This is a genomic window from Hymenobacter aerilatus (assembly GCF_022921095.1).
Taxonomy (GTDB): domain Bacteria; phylum Bacteroidota; class Bacteroidia; order Cytophagales; family Hymenobacteraceae; genus Hymenobacter; species Hymenobacter aerilatus.
In genome coordinates, this window is the sequence record NZ_CP095053.1 from 3,601,691 (window position 1) to 3,622,133 (window position 20,443).

Below are 20,443 nucleotides of genomic sequence, written 5' to 3' on the forward strand. Positions count from 1 at the left end.
TGCTCCTGATTTGATTCGAACCTCTATGCGCTTGCTTCCTTCGCTTTTGCTCGCGTGCTTACTGGTACTGGGTGCGCTGGTGCCGGTCCGGGCGCAGACGGTTGTTTCGCGACAGATTACTTGGGAAGGTTACACTACGCTCACCAGCCCCAACGGACAGGAGCGCCGCGTGCCTACCTTCCGCGGTGCCGCATACGAGCCGGGTGCACGGGCAGGGCTGTATACCTTGCGCATTAATGGTCGCGTGAGCGAAGGGCAGGTAGAAAATGCGGTATATGAGCCTTTCACTGCCGCCGATGCGCGCGTTTTTGAAGGTGCGACCTTTCCTACTGCCCCTACCCTACGCTTCGGCACGGCCAACCGGCAGCCCATCACATTTGTGGAGTTGCCCGCTGTGCGTCGCAATGCGCAGTCGGGCCAGGTAGAAAAGCTGGTTTCATTTGATTACCGTTATATAACGGGAGTCACGGCCAATCGGCCGGCGCGCACGCAGCGCACTCATGCTGCTGCCTCTGTGCTGCGCCAAGGCACTTGGTACAAAATAGGTGTGCCAGAAGGTGGGGTATATAAACTCGATAAAGCCCTGCTGACCGCCATGAGTATTAATGCGCAGAACACCGATCCACGCCGGATTCAGGTGTTCGGCAACGCAGCCGGCGGCATGCTGCCTCAGCTCAACGGCGCCCCGCGTCCCGCCGATCTGGAGGAGCTGGCGCTAGGCTTTGTGGGTAACACCGACGCCGTATTTGACGACAACGAGTACCTGACGTTTTACTCCCGCGGCCCGCACGTGTGGGAGCGTGACCCCGCGGCTCCTACCCCACGATTCCGCCATGTACAGCATCTCTACACCGATACTGCGTATTATTTCGTGACGGTAGGCACCAGCGCGGGGCGGCGCCTCACTACAGCCCCTACTGCGGCCGCACCTACGGCTACCATCACCACCTTCGCCCACCGCGACTATTACGAGCGTGACATCGTGAATATTCAGAAATCAGGGCGGCAGTGGTTGGGTGAGCCACTTGAAAGGGGTACAATGGAAGTGTCATTTGCGGTGCCCAACGCGGTGCCGGGCGCCGTGGTGCAGCTTACTTCGTCGGTGGCTGCTTCCAGCAGCACTGTAAGCACCGTGCAGCTGGCCCTCAACGGGCAGAATGCCGGTGCGCAGTCGGTGTTGGGTCGCTCGGCGTCTTCCTACCCCGAGCGCGCCAATACGGCCCTTACCACACTAACTGCCACACCTGCTTCCTTAGCTACCGATACCCGCGTGCGGTACACGTTCAGCAGCGGAGACGCTAATGCCCGCGCCTGGCTCGATTACCTTGAGTTGAACACCCAGCGCCAGCTGCGCTATGTAGGCGGCCGTCAACTCGACTTTCGTTCCTTCAGCAACATCGCACCGCAGGCCGTCAGCCGCTTCACCTTAGACAATGCTGGCAGCGCCACAGTATGGGAAGTAACGCATCCAGCACGCCCCGTGGCCTACCCCCTCAGCAACGGCAGCTTTGCGGTACCCACCGACTCCCTGCGGGAGTTTGTGGCCTGGCAAGAAGCTGACTTGTACACACCGCGCTTGTTTGGCCGTGTAGGCAACCAAAATCTGCACGCCCTCAACCTAGATGGCAAGACTGATCTGGTGATTGTTACGCACCCGTTGTTCGTGAGCGAAGCTGAACGCCTGGCGGCACACCGCCGCACCCACGATGGCCTCACGGTGCAAGTGGTTACTACCTCACAGGTCTACAACGAGTATAGCGCCGGTGGGCAGGACATCACCGCCATCCGCGACCTGATGAAGCAGTTCTACGACCGCGCCCCCAGTGGCAAGCACCTCTTTCTGCTGCTGTTTGGCGATGCCTCGTTCGACTATAAATCTGACCCGACCAATGACCTTACCAAGGTTCCTACCTGGTGGAAGTCGCGCTATTACCTCGAGCCCCGCACGTTAGCTGTTACCAACAGCACGCCCGATCAGGCCAACCAGAACTACGTGCCGGTATACGAGTCGCGCGAGTCCTTTGCTATTGTGTCGCCCCGTAGTGGGCAGCAGGGCGTCACCTTTTCCACCGACGACTACTTTGGCTTACTTGATGATGACGAGGGTGAGCTAAACGAGAGTTACTCGGCCACCGACGAGCTAATGGACATTGGCGTAGGACGCCTGCCGGTGCGGGTGTCTTCTGGTACCAATACGGCGGCTCTCACTGTAAGCAAGCTGATTCGGTACGACGACCCCACGACGTACGGCAAATGGCGCAATCGCCTCACCTTCGTGGCCGACGATGGCGACTACAACCTGCACACGCTGTATTCAGCCGAGCCTTTGGCAAATGCGCTGGTTGCCAACCAGCCAGCTTACAACGTGCACAAGGTCTACCTCGACATGTACCTGCAGATTTCAGCTTCGGCCGGGCAACGCTCACCGGCGTGTGTGCAGGCCATTGATCAGTCGTTGGAGCAAGGCACCCTCATCATGAACTACAGCGGCCACGGTGGTCCTGAAGGGTGGGCTGACGAGCAAATTCTAACCCGTGCATCCATCCAAGCGCTCCAGAACCGTCAGCGCTTAGCCTTCCTGCTCACCGCTACCTGCGACTTCAGCACCTACGACGACCCCGACCGCACTTCGGCCGGCGAAGAAATGCTGACCAACGTTGAAGGTGGTGCCGTGGGTCTGCTGACTACTACTCGCCTAGTATTCTCCAACAACAACCAGGCGCTGGCCGAATCCTTCTACGCAGCGGCCTTCACGCCCATCAACGGCGCCCTACCCCGCATGGGCGACATCATGGCCGAGACAAAGAACAACAGTGTCCGCTCAGTCTACAACCGAAATTTCTCTTTTTTGGGCGACCCGTCCGGCCGCCTCGCCTACCCCGAGCAAACCGTGACTTTGCGCAGCATTAACGGCCATGCTTTCACTACTACCCCTTCCGACACACTCAAATCTCTCTCGCGGGTGCAGCTAGTGGGTGATGTACGGGCGGGCGGTGCCATCAATGCCAGCTTTAACGGCACCACGCGCGTAACGGTGTACGAAAAGCCCGAAACCATCCGCACGCTCGGCAGCGACCCTACCGATGGCCCGCAGCCCATTCAAGTACAAGAAAACATCCTGTACGACGGGCAAGCAACAGTGCGCAATGGTCAGTTCTCTGTGCGCTTTGTGGTTCCGAAGGATATCAATTATAATTTCGGTCTCGGCAAAATCAGTTTCTACGCCGCCGACTCTGTACGCCGCGTAGATGCCCACGGCGCTACCCGCACGGTAATAGGTGGCCTCGATGCCACCGCCGCTTTGGATACTATCCCACCTACCATTCGGCTGTTCATGGACAATGAGTCGTTTGTGTTTGGTGGCCTCACGGGCACCTCGCCTACCCTATTGGCCCACCTTGCCGACTCCAGCGGCATCAACACGGCCGGCTCTGGCATTGGTCACGAAATTACGGCTACCCTTGATGGCGACGCCAGCAAGCTGGTTATTCTCAACGATTTCTACACAGCTGACGTCGACAAATTTCAGTCCGGCAAAGTGCGATACCTGTTCAAAGAGTTAAGCACAGGTCCGCACGTGCTACGTCTCAAGGCCTGGGATACGTTCAACAACTCCGGTGAAAAGGAAATCGAATTCATTGCTGCTAGCACCGAAAAACTGGCTTTGCAACACGTCCTCAACTACCCTAATCCATTTTCCCAAAACACTACCTTCCATTTCGACCACAACCGTGCCGGCGATGAGCTGGACATTCAAGTACAGATTTTTACGGTATCAGGGAAGTTGGTGCGTACTTTGCGAACCACCGTGTTTGGTAGCGAGTCGCACTTAGCCGCCCTCTCGTGGGATGGCCGCGACGAATATAATGACCAACTTGCACGTGGTGTATACGTGTACCGCGTAAGCGTACGTTCTATGCGCGACCGTGCTACTGCTTCAAAATTTGAGAAGCTCGTTATCCTAAATTAAGTTTTTCTCCACGCTGTTTTCACTTCCTTACCGGCTCACTTCTCCTCTTCTGTATGTCACTTAAGTCTAAGACGCCGTTGCGCTTCTTTTTCCTGTCGGGTTTGCTGGGCTTGGCAGGTACAGCTACTGCCCAGTTAAATCCCAATAAGACGATTACAACGGCTGTTCCGGTCCTGACCCTGAGCCCCGATTCACGCTCCGCCGCGCTAGGTGATGCTGGCGTAGCCCTCAGCCCCGACGCCAACTCTGCTTATTATAATGCTGGTAAGTTGGGTTTCGTACCCTTCAACTACAGCATTTCCCCTTCCTACTCACCATGGCTGCGCGGCATTACCGACGATATGGGGATTGCGCACCTTTCTGGTTACGCGCGTCTTAACCCACGAGCCGCTATATCCGGCTCCCTGTCCTATTTCGATTTGGGCCAAGTACAGTTCCGTGATTCGAACAATGGTGACCTGGGCAATTATAACCCGAAAGAGTATGCCGTTTCAGTTGCATATGGTCAAAAGCTAAGCGACAATTTCGGCGTGGGTATTGCGGCCCGCTTTATTCGCTCTAACCTCACCGGTGATGGTTTCGATGCTCGTCCGGCCAATGCTGCCGCCGTCGACCTAGGCGCTTACTACAATAAAGACCTGACAATTGGTGCAGGCCAGTATAACTTGGGCCTTGGTGCTGCCATCAGCAACATTGGCAATAAAATCACTTACACCAATGCCACCCAAGCAGACTTTCTACCTACTAATCTGAAGCTAGGCGCCGCTATAACCCGCGAGTTGGACGCGTACAACAAAATTACATTCACTGTTGACGCTAATAAACTGCTAGTACCATCGCCCTACTACATTCAAGGCGATACAACTACAGCACTAGGCCAACCTAGCATAGGCAAGCGCATCAACCAAGTAAACGCCGACCGTCGCGCTAAAGGGGTAATAGGTGGCATGCTCAGCTCGTTCTCGGATGCCCCTGGTGGTTTTAAGGAAGAACTACAAGAAATCCGTCTTTCCGCTGGTGTCGAGTATTGGTACAACGATTTGCTGGCTGCTCGTGTAGGGTATATGTACGAAAATGAGGAAAAAGGCAACCGGAAATACTTGAGCTTCGGCTTAGGCATCCGCTACCAGGTTTTTGGCGTAGATGGTGCCTACCTTGTGCCAAACAGTCGCCAAAACCCACTTGCTCAAACTATTCGCATATCCTTACACTTTAACTTCAATAAGGCCGAAGAAGCTTTCGGCCCATCCAACAACTAATCCGCTTTCATGCTCGACCGTACCGTCGCTCCTTCCGTTCAGCCGCTGGCCAGTGTCACACTGCCCGCGGCTGACGTGCTTTCGCTCCCCAACGGTGCTCGTTTGCACGTACTGCGCAACAGCGCCCAGCCCGTCGTACGGCTGCAAATCGTTTTTCCAGCTGGTAAGTGGTACGAATCTGGTCCAAGTATTTCGCTGCTGGCAGCCCGCATGTTACTAGAAGGTACTCGCACCCGTACCGCTCGCCAGATAGCCGACACAATAGCTTTTTATGGTGCCTCCCTAGAATGTGAGCAGGGGTTTGATCGTGCCACGCTCACATTGTATTGTCTCACCCGCCACCTCGAACAACTACTACCCCTTGTACTGGATGTAGCAACAGAAGCGGCGTTTCCCGAACCTGAATTTAACCTACTCAAGACACGCACTATCCAAAATGTGCGTGTTGAGCGGCAAAAGAACAGCTATTTAGCGGCAGAACGCTTTTCTCGCAACTTATATGGCAGTGCATATCCGTACGGCACTGCATTCGATGGGGAATTGTTTCAGCAAACTTCGGTAGAAGCCGTTCGGGCATTTTATCAGACCGCCTATCGCATGCCAGAGGCTGAGTTATTTCTCTGCGGCGACATAAACGACGCTCAGCAACAACTAATTGTCAATCTATTCGGGAAAATTCCAGCGCAAGCAGATGCACCTATCTCATCTGCACCTGTATCGCCCGTGTCCGCTCCGTTGCAAGATCAAGTAGTTGTAGCTGACAGTTTGCAGTCATCGCTGCGAATTGGACGTCTTTGGGTTCCACCTACACATCCAGACTATCACTCTCTGCAGGTTCTGGTGAAAGTATTAGGCGGTTATTTCGGCTCGCGCTTGATGAAGAATATCCGAGAGGATAAGGGGTTCACATATGGCATTCATGCTAGTATTAGCCTTAGGGAGCACGCCTCTAGTCTTGTTATTGGCACTGACGTAAACGCAGCTAGCACCAAAGCTGCTATTCGGGAAGTACACCATGAGCTTACTCAATTGCAACAAGAACTTATTCCTAAAGAAGAGTTACAAACAGTGATGAACTACATGATTGGTAAGTTTGCCAATGAGCTAAGCACCGTCTTTGAGCAATGCGATAAGTATAAAGCATTAGTCTTTCTTAATCTGCCAACCACATACTACACAGATTTCCTCGCTGCCGTTAACACAGCAAGCAGCATCCAGTTACATATTTTGGCTCAACAATACTTATCTCCCGAAAACATGGTTGAGGTAATAGCAGGACCAGAGCAGTAAGAAGGAATCCGTACCAATAAGAAAGGCCACAAGAAAATTCTCGTGGCCTTTCTTATTGGTACGGATTCCTAAATCGGAGTATAGCTCATCACTATGTCTACTCATAAACAAACAGCCCTTTTGAGCCCTACAGATACTCAGGACTAGCACGTCCACAGGGAGAGGTAACATTAAGCACGCCGCACGCAGGGAGAGAGGATAATCACGGGTGGTAGAGCAGCGATGGGCTGAAATGCGGGAGGCCCCGGCCGCATCCTGTCAGTCAGGACGCGGGCCGGGGCCTCGCGACAGTAAATAAAGTTGGCGGCGACCTACTCTCCCGCCGGTGAAGGCAGTACCATGGGCGCTCCGGGGCTTAACGACTCTGTTCGGAATGGGAAGAGGTGAACACCCGGGCTACAGCCACCATTGCTGGTGTGGTTGGCTCGTGTTCAGTGAGCACAACAACAAAATCGTTGACGCAGGTAACGGGTAAGAAGAAAACAGGTGAGCTTGCTTTGCAGAAGCGCTCGAGTCATTAGTACGCCTCAGCTTCGCTATTTCTAGCCTTAGACCTGGCGCCTATCCACGTGGTCGTCTACCACGACTCTTCTATTGGGAGATCTCATCTTCAGGTGAGTTTCGCACTTAGATGCTTTCAGCGCTTATCTCATCCCAGCGTCGCTACCCGGCGCTGCAGCTGGCGCCACAACCGGTGCACGAGCGGCTGGTCCATCCCGGTCCTCTCGTACTAAAGACAGGTCCTGTCAAATCTCCAACGCCCACCACAGATAGGGACCGAACTGTCTCACGACGTTCTGAACCCAGCTCGCGTGCCACTTTAATCGGCGAACAGCCGAACCCTTGGGACCTTCTCCAGCCCCAGGACGTGACGAGCCGACATCGAGGTGCCAAACCTCCCCGTCGATATGAGCTCTTGGGGGAGATCAGCCTGTTATCCCCGGCGTACCTTTTATCCTTTGAGCGATGGCCCTTCCATGCGGAACCACCGGATCACTATATCCGTCTTTCGACCCTGCTCGGCTTGTAGGCCTCACAGTCAAGCCCGCTTCTACTATTGCGCTCTACAGCCGGTTACCAAGCGGCCTGAGCGGACCTTTGAAAGCCTCCGATACTCTTTTGGAGGCGACCACCCCAGTCAAACTACCCACCAGCCACTGTTTCCGTTTCCAGATTAGGCACCGACGAACACAAGGGTGGTATTTCAACGTTGACTCCCCGATACCTAGCGATACCGGTTCACAGTCTCCCACCTATCCTACACATGTGTTAGCCAGCGTCAATGGCAAGCTATAGTAAAGGTGCACGGGGTCTTTCCGTCCCGTGGCGGGTACTCGGCATCTTCACCGAGACTACAATTTCACCGAGCTCACGGCTGAGACAGCGCCCAGATCGTTACACCATTCGTGCAGGTCGGAACTTACCCGACAAGGAATTTCGCTACCTTAGGACCGTTATAGTTACGGCCGCCGTTTACCGGGGCTTCGATTCAGACCTTCGCCTTGCGACTAAGTCCCCCTCTTAACCTTCCGGCACCGGGCAGGTGTCAGGCCTTATACTTCCGCTTACGCGTTCGCAAAGCCATGTGTTTTTGTTAAACAGTCGCCTGGGCCTTTTCACTGCGGCTTCTTGCATTGCTGCAAGGAAGCGTCCCTTCTCCCGAAGTTACAGGACCATTTTGCCGAGTTCCTTGGCCGTGATTCACTCGAGCCCCTCAGGATGCTCTCCTTGACTACCTGTGTCGGTTTGCGGTACGGGTTATCTTACAGTAAACGCTTAGTAGGTTTTCTTGGCAGTCTGATTAGGATGACTATCCCGTTGGCCGAAGCCGCCAGGTACTATCATGTTTCGGCAAAGTCGGCGGATTTACCTACCAACCCTATACCTACGCACTTTAACGGGCACTTCCGTCCGCCCGCGCATCTTTCACTCCTGCGTCACTACATCACTCCATAAAATAAGTGCTGGAATATCAACCAGCTGTCCATCGACGTAGCCTCTCGGCGTAGCCTTAGGTCCCGACTAACCCTGCTCCGATTAGCGTTGAGCAGGAAACCTTAGTCTATCGGGGGGCGGGTTTCGCACCCGCCTTATCGTTACTCATGCCTACATTTGCTTTTCTAGCTGCTCCAGCAACCCTGACAGGTCACCTTCACCGCGGCTAGAATGCTCCCCTACCACTTGCACATAATGCAAATCCATCGCTTCGGTACCGGACTTGATGCCCGCGTATTATCGATGCCCTCTCGCTCGACCAGTGAGCTGTTACGCACTCTTTAAAGGAATGGCTGCTTCCAAGCCAACCTCCTGGCTGTCAAAGCAAGTGGACCTCCTTTGTTCAACTTAGTCCGAATTTAGGGACCTTAGCGGATGGTCTGGGTTCTTTCCCTCTCGGCCGGGGACCTTAGCACCCCAGGCCTCACTGCCGGTTATATTACGTGGCATTCGGAGTTCGTCAGGATTCGGTAGGCTGTGACACCCCCTAGTCCTATCGGTAGCTCTACCTCCACGTAACTCTACACCGACGCTGTACCTAAATACATTTCGGGGAGTACGAGCTATTTCTCAGTTTGATTGGCCTTTCACCCCTACCCTCAGGTCATCCAAATCCTTTTCAACGGAAACTGGTTCGGTCCTCCAGTTGGTGTTACCCAACCTTCAACCTGCCCAAGGGTAGATCACAAAGTTTCGCGTCTACCCCCTCTGACTCTGCGCCCTATTCAGACTCGCTTTCGCTGCGGCTCCGTGCCTTCAGACACTTAACCTTGCCAGAGAGGAGTAACTCGTAGGCTCATTATGCAAAAGGCACGCTATCAGGGAACGAATCCCCTCTAACTGCTTGTAAGCACACGGTTTCAGGTTCTTTTCACTCCGGTATTCCCGGTTCTTTTCACCTTTCCCTCACGGTACTAGTTCACTATCGGTCTCTCAGGAGTATGTAGCCTTAGCGGATGGTGCCGCTGGATTCAGACAGGGTTTCTCCGGCCCCGCCCTACTCAGGAATCTTCTACCGTGAATTACCAGCTCGCCTACGGGATTCTCACCCTCTCTGATCGACTTTCCCACGTCGTTCGGCTAAAGTAACTCAATCGGATGTTGAAGTCCTACAACCCCGCGCTGGCCGTAACCAACCCGGTTTGGGCTCCTCCCCGTTCGCTCGCCACTACTAGGGGAATCATATGTTATTTTCTGTTCCTGCGGGTACTTAGATGTTTCAGTTCCCCGCGTTTGCCCCTATACTACTAAAAGTATAGGCCCTAGCACTGCATGCTAGTGGGTTGCCCCATTCGGAAATCCACGGATCAATTGGTATGTGCCCATCCCCGTAGCTTATCGCAGCTTATCACGTCCTTCATCGCCTCTGAGAGCCTAGGCATCCCCCGTGTGCCCTTTGTTACTTCTGTAACAACTACCTAAAAGGTAGTTGAGCTCCGGTCAGATATGCACTTGGCACATTGACTTTCTTTTTCTTCTTACTCGTTACACTACGTCAAAGAACGTCTGACTTCCTATTGAAGTCAATGTAGTAGCCGTCTGTTACCAGCGCGGATACTTGTTTAGTATACTCTCGCCACAACGCTTCCATTTGAAGCTATTGCTTATTGGTGGAGAATAACGGATTCGAACCGTTGACCCCCTGCGTGCAAGGCAGGTGCTCTAGCCAGCTGAGCTAATCCCCCATTCCGTCACTCAGCAGGTACATCCCGCTGCGGCAGTGGGCCTGCCTGGACTCGAACCAGGGACCTCTACATTATCAGTGTAGCGCTCTAACCACCTGAGCTACAAGCCCGGGTCGACTCGATCAGTCGAATCCGAAATACTTTTGAACGGCAGGAAAGACAAATGGTGTGTACAAGCGCACCAGACGCGTAGTAACTCAGTCACCGAGTCAGATCTGCTCCAGAAAGGAGGTGATCCAGCCGCACCTTCCGGTACGGCTACCTTGTTACGACTTAGCCCCAGTTACTTGTTCTACCCTAACTGGCTTCTGTGACGAGCACCAGCTTCAGGTCTACCAAACTTCCATGGCTTGACGGGCGGTGTGTACAAGGCCCGGGAACGTATTCACCGCGTCATTGCTGATACGCGATTACTAGTGATTCCAGCTTCACGGAGTCGAGTTGCAGACTCCGATCCGAACTGAGAACGGTTTTTCGAGATTGGCATCATATCGCTATGTAGCAACCCGTTGTACCGCCCATTGTAGCACGTGTGTAGCCCTAGGCGTAAGGGCCATGATGACCTGACGTCGTCCCCGCCTTCCTCACTGCTTGCGCAGGCAGTCTGTTTAGAGTCCCCGGCATAATCCGCTGGCAACTAAACATAGGGGTTGCGCTCGTTGCGGGACTTAACCCAACACCTCACGGCACGAGCTGACGACGGCCATGCAGCACCTTGCTTTGTGTCCCGAAGGAAAGGCTCATCTCTGAACCGGTCACGCGCATTCTAGCCTAGGTAAGGTTCCTCGCGTATCATCGAATTAAACCACATGCTCCACCACTTGTGCGGGCCCCCGTCAATTCCTTTGAGTTTCACTCTTGCGAGCGTACTCCCCAGGTGGGATACTTAACGCTTTCGCTAAGCCAGTAACACTCTATCGCTACCAGCGAGTATCCATCGTTTACGGCGTGGACTACCAGGGTATCTAATCCTGTTCGCTCCCCACGCTTTCGTGCCTCAGCGTCAGTGCCAGCCTAGTCAGCTGCCTACGCAATCGGGGTTCTAGATGCTATCTATGCATTTCACCGCTACAGCATCTATTCCGCCAACCTCGTCTGGACTCAAGCCCGCCAGTATCCAGGGCAGTTCCACTGTTGAGCAGTGGGCTTTCACCCCGGACTTAACGGGCCGCCTACGCACCCTTTAAACCCAATAAATCCGGACAACGCTCGCACCCTCCGTATTACCGCGGCTGCTGGCACGGAGTTAGCCGGTGCTTATTCCTCAGGTACCGTCAGTTGAGGACGCATCCCCTTTTTCTTCCCTGAGAAAAGCCGTTTACAACCCAGAAGGCCTTCATCCGGCACGCGGCATGGCTGGGTCAGCCTCTCGGCCATTGCCCAATATTCCCTACTGCTGCCTCCCGTAGGAGTCTGGCCCGTATCTCAGTGCCAGTGTGGGGGATCAGCCTCTCAGCTCCCCTAGTCATCGTCGCCATGGTGAGCCGTTACCTCGCCATCTAGCTAATGACACGCAACCCCATCCGAAACCAATAAATCTTTAACCACTAGCCGATGCCAGCTTATGGTCTTATGCGGTATTAATCCGCCTTTCGGCGGGCTATCCCCCAGTTTCGGGTAGGTTGGTTACGCGTTACGCACCCGTGCGCCACTAACGGTATTGCTACCGTCCGTTCGACTTGCATGTATTAGGCCTGCCGCTAGCGTTCATCCTGAGCCAGGATCAAACTCTCCATTGTATAAATACTTTAAGCTTACCCGCAGGTAAACCGATGTCAAGTGCTGATCCGACTCGCTTTGTGACGAGTTGTCTTTCGTCTGTTACGCTTGTCGTGAGCCGCTCGAAAGCGGCCCTTACCATTTGTCTTTTCCTGTCATTCAAAGAACGTGTGCCTCACCCTGTTGGTGAAACCGTGTGCCACCTAAACCGTGGCTCCTGTTTTCCGTTTCTCTCGAAGCGGGCTGCAAAGGTAAGCAGCTTTTCGCTAGAAGCAAGCTTTTTGCAAAACTTTTTTTCTGGCCGGCTTTCTTCGTTACCCCTTCCGGTTGAAGCGGGCTGCAAAGGTAAGCAACTTTTCTCTCGTTGCAACTACTCGGTGAAAACTTTTTTTTCAGTGTCCTCGTAGCAACCGCTTCCGGGTGAAGCGGGGTGCAAAAGTAAGAAGCTTTTCTGATGAAGCAAGCTTTTTGAAAAGCTTTTTTTTGCCACCCAGCTCCAAGAGCCAAGGCACTACCGCAAAAGCTATCGACTCGCTTGTCAGCTTCCCCACCGCGTTTCGGTTTGGGAGTGCAAAAGTGGGGCTTGTCTCGCAACTTTCCAAATACGTTTGCCTCTTTTTCTCGATGCATAAATGCATTTGCTTCCATCGCGCTGGTTAGTAACTCATTATTCTATTCCGATAGTTCATTCATATTCATTTTTTTCAGCTGCTATCATGCTGGATTAATAGGTGCGATGCTTTTCGTACGAGTAGATTGTTTGACCAAGCTGTTGTAAAAAGGGTAATCCGACAGATGTATACTCATAAGTACCATCGTTTAGAACACCGTTTTTGTTTACATATACAAGTGCGCTTAGCATAAACTCGACATGTGCTGTAGTATCTATAAAGTATGCGACGTCGGCCAAATAACCGTGCGACATACCTACTACATTATATATACGTAAGCCTACTTGGCTGGGAATTTTAGCTTGTCGGCCATAGAAGAGATACTTCTTGTAGGCATCGAAAAAGCTAGAGGCTGTGTAAAGGTTGTAATGAGAGTCGTGCGGCGTACTATATAAGTACTGCCGAATAAAAGCGTAATCGTTGGGTGTTAGGATGAATCGCTGTGATGCAGGCACTGCATCTGGAAATAGAATAGCCTTCAGTATAGCTGTCGCATCCTGTAAAGACAAAAGATTGGCGGTAGTGAAATCGTAAGGATGCTGAATGAGGCGTCCACCACTTTGGTAAGCTCTACCCTTACTAATACGGCCTAATGGAAAAGAGAAAGAGCACCGATTTACGACAGCTGGCTGATGATAGATAATCTGACCGGTGGTGGTATTATAAAAATCGATTGGGTTAGTGTGACGATTAGCCGCTGTATCGCAAGGGGCGAAACGGCGGGTGATGCGGGCAGAAGGGTAACCTAGCTGCCAGAGCCGTTCATTGAGTTGTTGCTGCCCTAAAAATTCATAGAGCCGGTTGTAAGCGTTATTGTCGCTCACCAGCAACATGCGCTTTATGTAATTTCCTACCGTATTCACTCGGTCGGAATCGGCAGAGGGATGGTAGGGAGCAGCCGTTTGGCAACGGTAGGCAACGCTAGTTGCCATTGGACTGTGGCGCGTAAGATCAGGCTGATGTAAACGGTTAATCTTTTCGAGAGCCAACGCGGCCGTTGGCAACTTTACAAGGCTGGCAGGATTGAAATACTGCTTATCGCTGAGACGAAATGTGTGCTGCGTAAAACGAGGCTGATTTTGATTGTCGCGGTCAATCTGGGTGTACAGTATTTGCACCTCATATGCATCAGCATGTTGGAGCACAGGTTGCAACAAAGGATTGGTGTGTAGCAGACTATCCAGCAACGGACTATCTGGCGACGATAAGGATATGGACGCTTGTACCGCCACTGATGACGTATCCCCTACCCTACCCTCCGAGTTGCCAACAGCCAGCATGGCTAGTAGCAAGCAGATGCCGTTACTACTTAGTATTATGTTGCGGGAGCTACTCATACCAGATTACTTACTCCACTACGGCAGTTTGGCGTTGGGCAAGCAGTAGATTGGAATCGTTTTGCCGCCAATTATAGCCTGTTCCAAAAGGTAGAGGGCGCGGAGCATGCACCGAATCAGAGTAGGCGGCTGTCAGCTCGGGCTGATAATGTCGCGCAAATAGGTTGATAGGGCGCTTATAGGTGCCGTAATACGTAAACTGCCACTCCGCGGGACGGAAATACTTCATGGCAATACCCGAGTCATCTTGCAGTACGAAGTTGCTACGCGTCAAAACCAGATTACGCACTTTGCTGAAGTAAGCTTTGTGCATAAGATAGGTGGCCGACTTCACATAAGTGGTCAGTGGCCCAAGGCTACGCACGTATTGTAATGCCGCTGCTTTGGTATTTCCTACCTTCCAGTCGCTGAGATCGGCCGAGAAATAATAAACTTGCTGCTCTTGCCCAGCTTTGTTGCGCATCGTCAGCTCGACACCAGGAATGATTTTAGGGCCAGGATGATGTATAGTAGCCGTATCTGCTTCCGTAAGCTGACCTTGCGTATCGAGCTGCACATAACGCACTTGCTTTACCAGATGCTCTGTGCGCGTAGCAAAGAGTAGAAGCAACGGCAAAGCGCCATCCAACTCCACTGACTGCAGATTAACAGCCATATCGTTGGTCCGGAAAAAGCTGAAATTCAATACAGACCAGAGAGAGGCTTTGATAGCCGGAAATAGTGAGGGATTTTCGAGGGTAGCGCGCGCAGGGATGGTGCCAACTGGCTCTAATCCTACAAGCACATATTTCTGACTATTCGGAAATACGGTGACAACGTTGAGTAGATCAGGACCACTGAATGGATAGAAAATAGTAGTGCTACGCTTTCGCACAGAATCTAGCTCTGTGGCCGCCCATTGCTGAATTTTTTCGGTTCGGGTTTGGTGGTATTTAGCCCAGCTTTGCGCTTGATTAGCGGCAAAAGCCTGCCAAACAGGTTGCGTCGTAAGGGGTTGCAGGTCGCTACCCTGGCTGACATGCTGACCAGCAAGGTAGGCCGCCACATTTTGCACAGCAGTAGTATCGGGGGCTGGTGGTGAAGTGGGGGTAGTGGCAACCGTATCGGCAACGGGAGGAGGCGCGGTAACCGTGGGCGCCGCTTGCTCGGGGGCAAATGATTTTTGCTCAGAACACGCTGCTGCCAGAAAACACAACGACACAACGAAAGGAACTACGCGAATACGCATGGGATGCTAGTAGAGAAAGTCAAAGACAAGTAGTCGGCAAGTTATTCGCCTACGCTGACTTTGAATAAAGAAAGCACAGCCATGCTGTGAGTTCTCAGCGGCTATGCAATTCTATACATTAGGCAGAAGCTGTAGACTGCCGGCGACTGAGGAAGTACACCCCTACCCCACCGAGGAGCGTTAGAAGGCCATAGAGTGACTCAGTAGGCTGGTCGCGCAGCAGAAATAATAATGTCCAGCCACTAAGTAGCAAGAATAGCAGGGGTGTGAAGGGGTAGCCCCAGGCCCTATAAGGGCGTAGCAGAGTGGGTTGCCGCCAGCGTAGCACAAACAGCCCTAGCACCGTGAGGAATGTGAACAGATTGAGTACAAAGCCAGCATAGACAAGTATCTGCTGGAAGCTGGATAGCAGGATAAACAGTAACGTAAGACTTGTTTGTAGCAGCATAGCCCGCACTGGTACTCCGGCCTTGCTTACGGTTGCTAATCCACGCAAACCGGCCAAGTCTTCTCCCATCACCTGCACAATGCGGGATCCGGCAAAAATCATGGAGCTGATGGTAGAAACCAACAGGACAGCAATAAGGCCACCCATGAGCCGACCGCCATTCGTACCGAACAACTGGGTGGCCACTACAAACCCTACCTCTACTTGCCCCTCCAGCTTAGCAAGTGGCGTAACGTAGAGGAATACGAAATTCAATGCTATATATAATAAGAGTACGATACTAGTACCTGTTAGCAGGATGCGGGGCAAGTTGCGCTGGGGCTGCGCGACCTCACCGGTTAAGTATACCGCCGCATTCCAGCCAGAATACGCGTACGACACATAAATAAGTGATACAGCAAAAGCAGGGCTTAGCAGCAGACGCCAGTCGCTGGGTTGGGGCACAAAGTGAATGGGCTGGGGCTCCGCTACTGCTACCCCTACCCCCACAAACGCCACGAGCACCACCACCTTCACTACCGTTACGAAGACTTGCAACCGACTGCCGGCCCGCGTGCTGATGGCATGTACCGCCGTGAGCAGCAGTACTACTGCTATCGATAAGGCTTTGGGCGATATATTAGGCCACACGCCGGCCGCGTAGCTACCCAGCGCCATAGCTGCTAGAGCAGTAGGCGCCGCGAAGCCTACCGTAGCCGATGCCCACCCTGACAGAAAGCCAAGGAGTGGATGATAAATACGGGACAGATAATGGTATTCGCCACCCGACCGGGGTAGGGCAGCAGCCAGCTCGCCGTAACTGAGCGCTCCGCACAACGCAATTAACCCGCCTATGGCCCATAGCGCTAGGAGCACAAAGCCACTTTGAATATTTACTACCTGAAAGCCCAGACTAGTAAAAACGCCTGTGCCTACCATATTGGCTACTACAATAGCAATACCGGTAGTAAAGTTAATTTTATAGGAAGACGGGGTAGAAGAAGTCATTAGCAGAATGTCCTGCCTAAAGATGCAGAATTAAAAAGCCCGCGCTGTCGGGCGTGACAGGCGGGCTTGCAAGAGTACGAGGAAAGAAAGGGGGCTGTTGCTACGCCACCACTTTCGGGCGCTTGTAAAGAGGTACGGTGCTGCACGGTTCGCCATACATAATGCTGCTGGCTACGGGCAATAGTCGTTGCATAATGGCTACGTAGGCATATGTGGGCACTTCCTTCTCGCCGCAGCCTTTGATTACCAATTTGGCGTCGCGGTAGTCCTCGGGATTAACGGTAGCAATAGCTGCCTGAAAGAGCGACTGTTCTAGCGCAGCCAAATCGCCAAACACGTAGTGATGGGCGTGGCCTTGCAGCTTCGCAGCCAGCACCATGTAGGCCCAAGTAGGCACAATGGCATCAGCCGAACAAATGATGGCCACGTTTTTCCCATCGTACTGCGACCAATCGTGGTTTTTTACGAACTCGCGAAAGTCCTTCTCGCGCAGCATCAAGCCGTGGAACAGGTTGTCTTTGATATCGTAGACTACCCGCTCGCCGGGGTGCAGCAACTCTTCCAGATTGAAGGTAACCAAGCCACTCTGGGCCACGCGGTTGATAATTTCTTCCATGCTAGTGCGCCAGAGCTACACTCTGGGTTTGGGCGTTGTGGTATAAACTTCTTTTAAGTAGAACGGCTCGTAGTACGCTACATCCCGAAACTCCTGCCGCTGGTAGGCTTCGTGAGCCAGCACCCCCACCGCAATAGCCGACGGCTGCACACCGGTCAGAAACTGCACCTGGGAGCTGGCCTCTACCAAAGGTTGGAATTTGCTAGCGCCGCTACCAAAACATAACAACTGATGGTGGGCTAATTGTTCGGCGAAGCTGTGCTCGTCGAGGATGAGGGGGGTAGGCGCTAGGACCGTTTCGGCTGTGTGCATGTAAAGCGCTGTGTATACTTCCATGCGGCGGGCATCCAGCATCGGGCAAAACAGATAGCACTCGGGCTGCGCCGTGGTGGCAGCTACTTGCACAGCTAGGGCTTGCAAGGTACTCACGGCCAGCAGAGGTATATCGAGGGCGAAGCACAACCCTTTGGCAGCGGCCGCTCCAATACGCAGGCCCGTGTAGGAGCCAGGCCCATCAGACACAGCCACAGCGGCTAAGTCGCGCAGGGAGTGTCCGGTATTTTCTAGGAGCTGATTGGTCAGCACGCTCACGTGCGAGGAGTGCGACTTTTCCAACCGCAGCTCCGACTGGCCTACCAACTCACCGGCACGGTGTAAGGCCACAGAACAAATGGGCGAAGAGGTTTCGAGGGAAAGAATAAGCGCGGACATACTGCAAAGGTAGGGCAGATGACCGGCCTGCACTATAGGCAGTGGACAAAGCCACCCACTGGTGTGGTGGTATCGATTTCCCTGCTACCACATGCAACCTAAAACTACCAAAAAAAAGAGGCCCGCTACCTACCTCGTTGGCAAGCGGCGGAGCCTCTTTAGTATTGATTATTTATTTCCCGCTCTTCTTCGCATCTGGGCGAGTTTTGCTTTCTGGGGTGCCGGGTTTTAGCAGAGCCTGGTAACGAGGCTGGTCGTTGAGGACGTTCATCGCCATCAGGATATCAGGGTCATCGTCGAAAGTAGCCTCAATCTGGCCTTTCTGAAAGTAGTAGCGCGACACGATTTCCTGCTCCAGCATCTCTTTGATTTCGGGCTTGAAGCGCACCAAGTCGTTGGCTTTATTGGTGGATACCTTCTTGCGCATGGCCTCCAACTCAGCTTTTATATCATCGTAGTGCTTCTCGGCTTTGGCTTGCTTGGTGAGGGTAGCCAGGCTTTTCTCCATATCGGTGGAATAATTGATATCCTTGGCCGACACGTACTGCACAAACTTTTGGTAGTCCGCATCCGACATCTTGAATTGTCGCGCCGCGGCAATAGTTGGGTGCTCGGCGCGGTAGCGCGTAGCATAATCAAAAAGGTAGCCCTTCTGAATTAGTACCCGTGAAATATCGGCAAGAGGTTTGTCTTCCACAGCTACATCGGGAGCCACGCCGCCGCCATCGTACACCACCCGGCCGGCCTGAGTTTTAAAGGCCGTGCGCAAAGAGTCGGGCACTTTGCCCAACGTGCCATCGTCGGCGCGGTGCGAGTAGTCGATTTCCTGAATGCAGCGGCCGCTGGGAATGTAGTACTTGGCGGTCGTCACCTTCAGCTGCGAATTGTAGCTGAGCGGGCGCGTGGCCTGCACCAAGCCCTTGCCAAACGTACGCTCCCCTACCAGCACGGCACGGTCATAGTCCTGCAACGTACCCGACACGATTTCCGAAGCCGAGGCCGAGCGGTTACTGGTGATGACTACGATTGGAATTTGCGTGTCCAGGGGCTGATCCAGCGCTTTATAAGTTTTATTCCAATCGGTCACCTTGCCTTTGGTGCTCACTATATCGAGGCCGCGGTCTACGAATAGATTTGAGATGTTCACGGCTTCGTTGAGCAGCCCGCCAGGATTATCGCGGATATCGAACACAAGTTTTTTGGCGCCCATCTCTTTGAGCTTGGTGACAGCTGTACGCACCTCACGGCTGGCATCTACTGTAAATCCGGAAAGTTGGAAATAGCCAATGTCGTTGGAAAGCATGCCGTAGTAGGGCACGTTTTCCACCTGTATCCGGTCACGGGTGATGCTGATTTCGGCAGGCTGCTCCTGGCCGTAGCGCGTCACAATTAGCTTCACGACCGACTGCGCTTGCCCTTTCAGCAGCTTGCTGATATCACCATTTGACTTCTTATCGACGTTGACGCCGTTGATGGTCAGGATTTCGTCACCGGGCAGGAGGCCAGCCTTTTGGGCCGGGAAGCCTTCGTAAGCAGCTTGCACTACCGTTTTGCCATTACGCTTTACTACTACGGCGCCAATGCCGCCATACTGCCCGCTCACCATCGTCCGAAAATCCTCGATATCGTCTTCCGGAATGTAGTTTGTATACGGGTCCAGCGACTTCAGCATGGCGTCAATACCCGTTTTCACCACCTTCGCAGGCGTAATCTCGTCCACGTAATAGGTATTCACCTCTTTGAACAGCGTGGCGAAGATGTCCAGATTCTTGGCTATTTCGAAATAACGCTCATTGTCGGGGGCGCGGAAAGCCGCCAGAGACAGAGCACCGCTCAGGGCCAAGCCCGCAGTATATCGTTTGCGCATAGGGTAGTAGCAGCGAAGATAGAAGACCTACGTACCCTACCCTACCGGTGCGGCAGTCGGGTGCGCGTCGCTCAGCAAACGCTCTAGCCCTGAAATTAATTTTTTTTCGACCAGCGCGAAAGGCTTTTTTTCTTTGCCGGTATAGATAATAGCTAGCCGATCCACTAAATGGCCGCCCTCAGCCTCCAGGAGTCGGTATTTGTTTAAACGATAGGCCTCGCGCAATAAGCGCTTGAGGTAGTTGCGGTCCACGGCGCGCTTGAAGCTGCGCTTGCTTACACTCACCAACACTTGAGGTGGGCCGGCCGTGGGCGCAGCAGCAGGCAGCCACACCAACCGGAGGGGGTATAAACCAAAAGAAGAACCCCGGTCGAAAAGCTCTTCAATGAGCTTTTTACGACACAGATGTTCTTCTTTCGGAAATCGGTAGGAACGCACGTCCGGCTTTGTAGTATTCATCGGCGGCGTGGGCCGGCTTCAGCCGGCAGCGGCTTAGCGCTTATGACGACCTTCGTCAGATACGGTCAGGCGCTTGCGGCCTTTGGCACGACGACGGGCCAGCACGTTGCGGCCGTTAGCGGTTTCCATGCGCGAACGGAAACCGTGCTTGTTACGACGCTTGCGCTGCGAGGGCTGAAAAGTACGTTTCATGATATGGGT

The 20,443-nt window shown here is 53.3% G+C and carries 11 protein-coding genes, 2 tRNA genes and 3 rRNA genes; 3 read left to right on the forward strand and 13 right to left on the reverse strand.

The window, feature by feature from the left end:
• The first annotated feature begins 25 nt into the window (after nucleotides 1–25).
• From porU to MUN82_RS15120, 3 genes are read left to right on the forward strand one after another with little or no spacing between them, the layout of a single operon-like run.
• A complete protein-coding gene (porU, locus tag MUN82_RS15110) occupies nucleotides 26–3,970 on the forward strand; it encodes a type IX secretion system sortase PorU (protein WP_245091753.1) in 3,945 nt (1,314 codons plus the stop codon).
• Nucleotides 3,971–4,023: 53 nt separating this feature from the next.
• Complete coding sequence (gene porV, locus MUN82_RS15115; protein WP_245091755.1) at nucleotides 4,024–5,229, forward strand: type IX secretion system outer membrane channel protein PorV; 1,206 nt, start codon at nucleotides 4,024–4,026, stop codon at nucleotides 5,227–5,229.
• 9 nt (nucleotides 5,230–5,238) lie between these two features.
• On the forward strand, nucleotides 5,239–6,519 hold the full coding sequence (locus MUN82_RS15120; protein ID WP_245091757.1) for a M16 family metallopeptidase: 1,281 nt from the start codon (nucleotides 5,239–5,241) through the stop codon (nucleotides 6,517–6,519).
• A gap of 298 nt (nucleotides 6,520–6,817) precedes the next feature.
• Here the strand turns inward: MUN82_RS15120 and rrf are convergent.
• The 13 genes from rrf to rpmH form a co-directional block, all read right to left on the reverse strand.
• A 5S ribosomal RNA gene (gene rrf / locus MUN82_RS15125) occupies nucleotides 6,818–6,929 on the reverse strand.
• Nucleotides 6,930–7,016: 87 nt separating this feature from the next.
• Nucleotides 7,017–9,923: ribosomal RNA gene (locus MUN82_RS15130) — 23S ribosomal RNA — on the reverse strand.
• 199 nt (nucleotides 9,924–10,122) lie between these two features.
• A tRNA-Ala gene (locus MUN82_RS15135) sits at nucleotides 10,123–10,199 on the reverse strand.
• A 36-nt stretch (nucleotides 10,200–10,235) separates the two neighbouring features.
• Nucleotides 10,236–10,309 (reverse strand) — tRNA-Ile (locus MUN82_RS15140).
• Between the two features lie 114 nt (nucleotides 10,310–10,423).
• Nucleotides 10,424–11,938, reverse strand: a 16S ribosomal RNA gene (locus MUN82_RS15145).
• Together the 16S, 23S and 5S rRNA genes with 2 tRNA genes alongside form the textbook arrangement of a ribosomal RNA operon.
• 704 nt (nucleotides 11,939–12,642) lie before the next feature.
• Entirely contained in the window at nucleotides 12,643–13,746 is a 1,104-nt protein-coding gene (locus MUN82_RS15150) for a serine hydrolase (protein WP_245091759.1), read from the reverse strand.
• Nucleotides 13,747–13,936: 190 nt separating this feature from the next.
• On the reverse strand, nucleotides 13,937–15,154 hold the full coding sequence (locus MUN82_RS15155; RefSeq protein WP_245091761.1) for a hypothetical protein: 1,218 nt from the start codon (nucleotides 15,152–15,154) through the stop codon (nucleotides 13,937–13,939).
• 118 nt (nucleotides 15,155–15,272) lie between these two features.
• Nucleotides 15,273–16,589 (reverse strand): APC family permease, encoded by a 1,317-nt coding sequence (locus MUN82_RS15160; protein WP_245091764.1) that lies wholly within the window; start codon nucleotides 16,587–16,589, stop codon nucleotides 15,273–15,275.
• A gap of 100 nt (nucleotides 16,590–16,689) precedes the next feature.
• Complete coding sequence (locus tag MUN82_RS15165) at nucleotides 16,690–17,205, reverse strand: DUF2480 family protein (protein ID WP_245091766.1); 516 nt, start codon at nucleotides 17,203–17,205, stop codon at nucleotides 16,690–16,692.
• A 15-nt stretch (nucleotides 17,206–17,220) separates the two neighbouring features.
• Nucleotides 17,221–17,916 carry a tRNA (adenosine(37)-N6)-threonylcarbamoyltransferase complex dimerization subunit type 1 TsaB gene (gene tsaB / locus MUN82_RS15170; RefSeq protein WP_245091768.1) on the reverse strand — a complete coding sequence of 232 codons (696 nt, stop codon included), beginning with the start codon at nucleotides 17,914–17,916 and terminating at the stop codon, nucleotides 17,221–17,223.
• Between the two features lie 172 nt (nucleotides 17,917–18,088).
• Nucleotides 18,089–19,783, reverse strand: a complete 1,695-nt coding sequence (locus MUN82_RS15175) for a S41 family peptidase (protein ID WP_245091770.1) — start codon at nucleotides 19,781–19,783, stop codon at nucleotides 18,089–18,091.
• A 36-nt stretch (nucleotides 19,784–19,819) separates the two neighbouring features.
• Nucleotides 19,820–20,242, reverse strand: coding sequence for a ribonuclease P protein component (locus MUN82_RS15180; RefSeq protein WP_245091772.1), 423 nt, complete (start codon nucleotides 20,240–20,242; stop codon nucleotides 19,820–19,822).
• 33 nt (nucleotides 20,243–20,275) lie between these two features.
• Entirely contained in the window at nucleotides 20,276–20,434 is a 159-nt protein-coding gene (rpmH, locus tag MUN82_RS15185) for a 50S ribosomal protein L34 (RefSeq protein ID WP_086596110.1), read from the reverse strand.
• Nucleotides 20,435–20,443 lie beyond the last annotated feature (9 nt).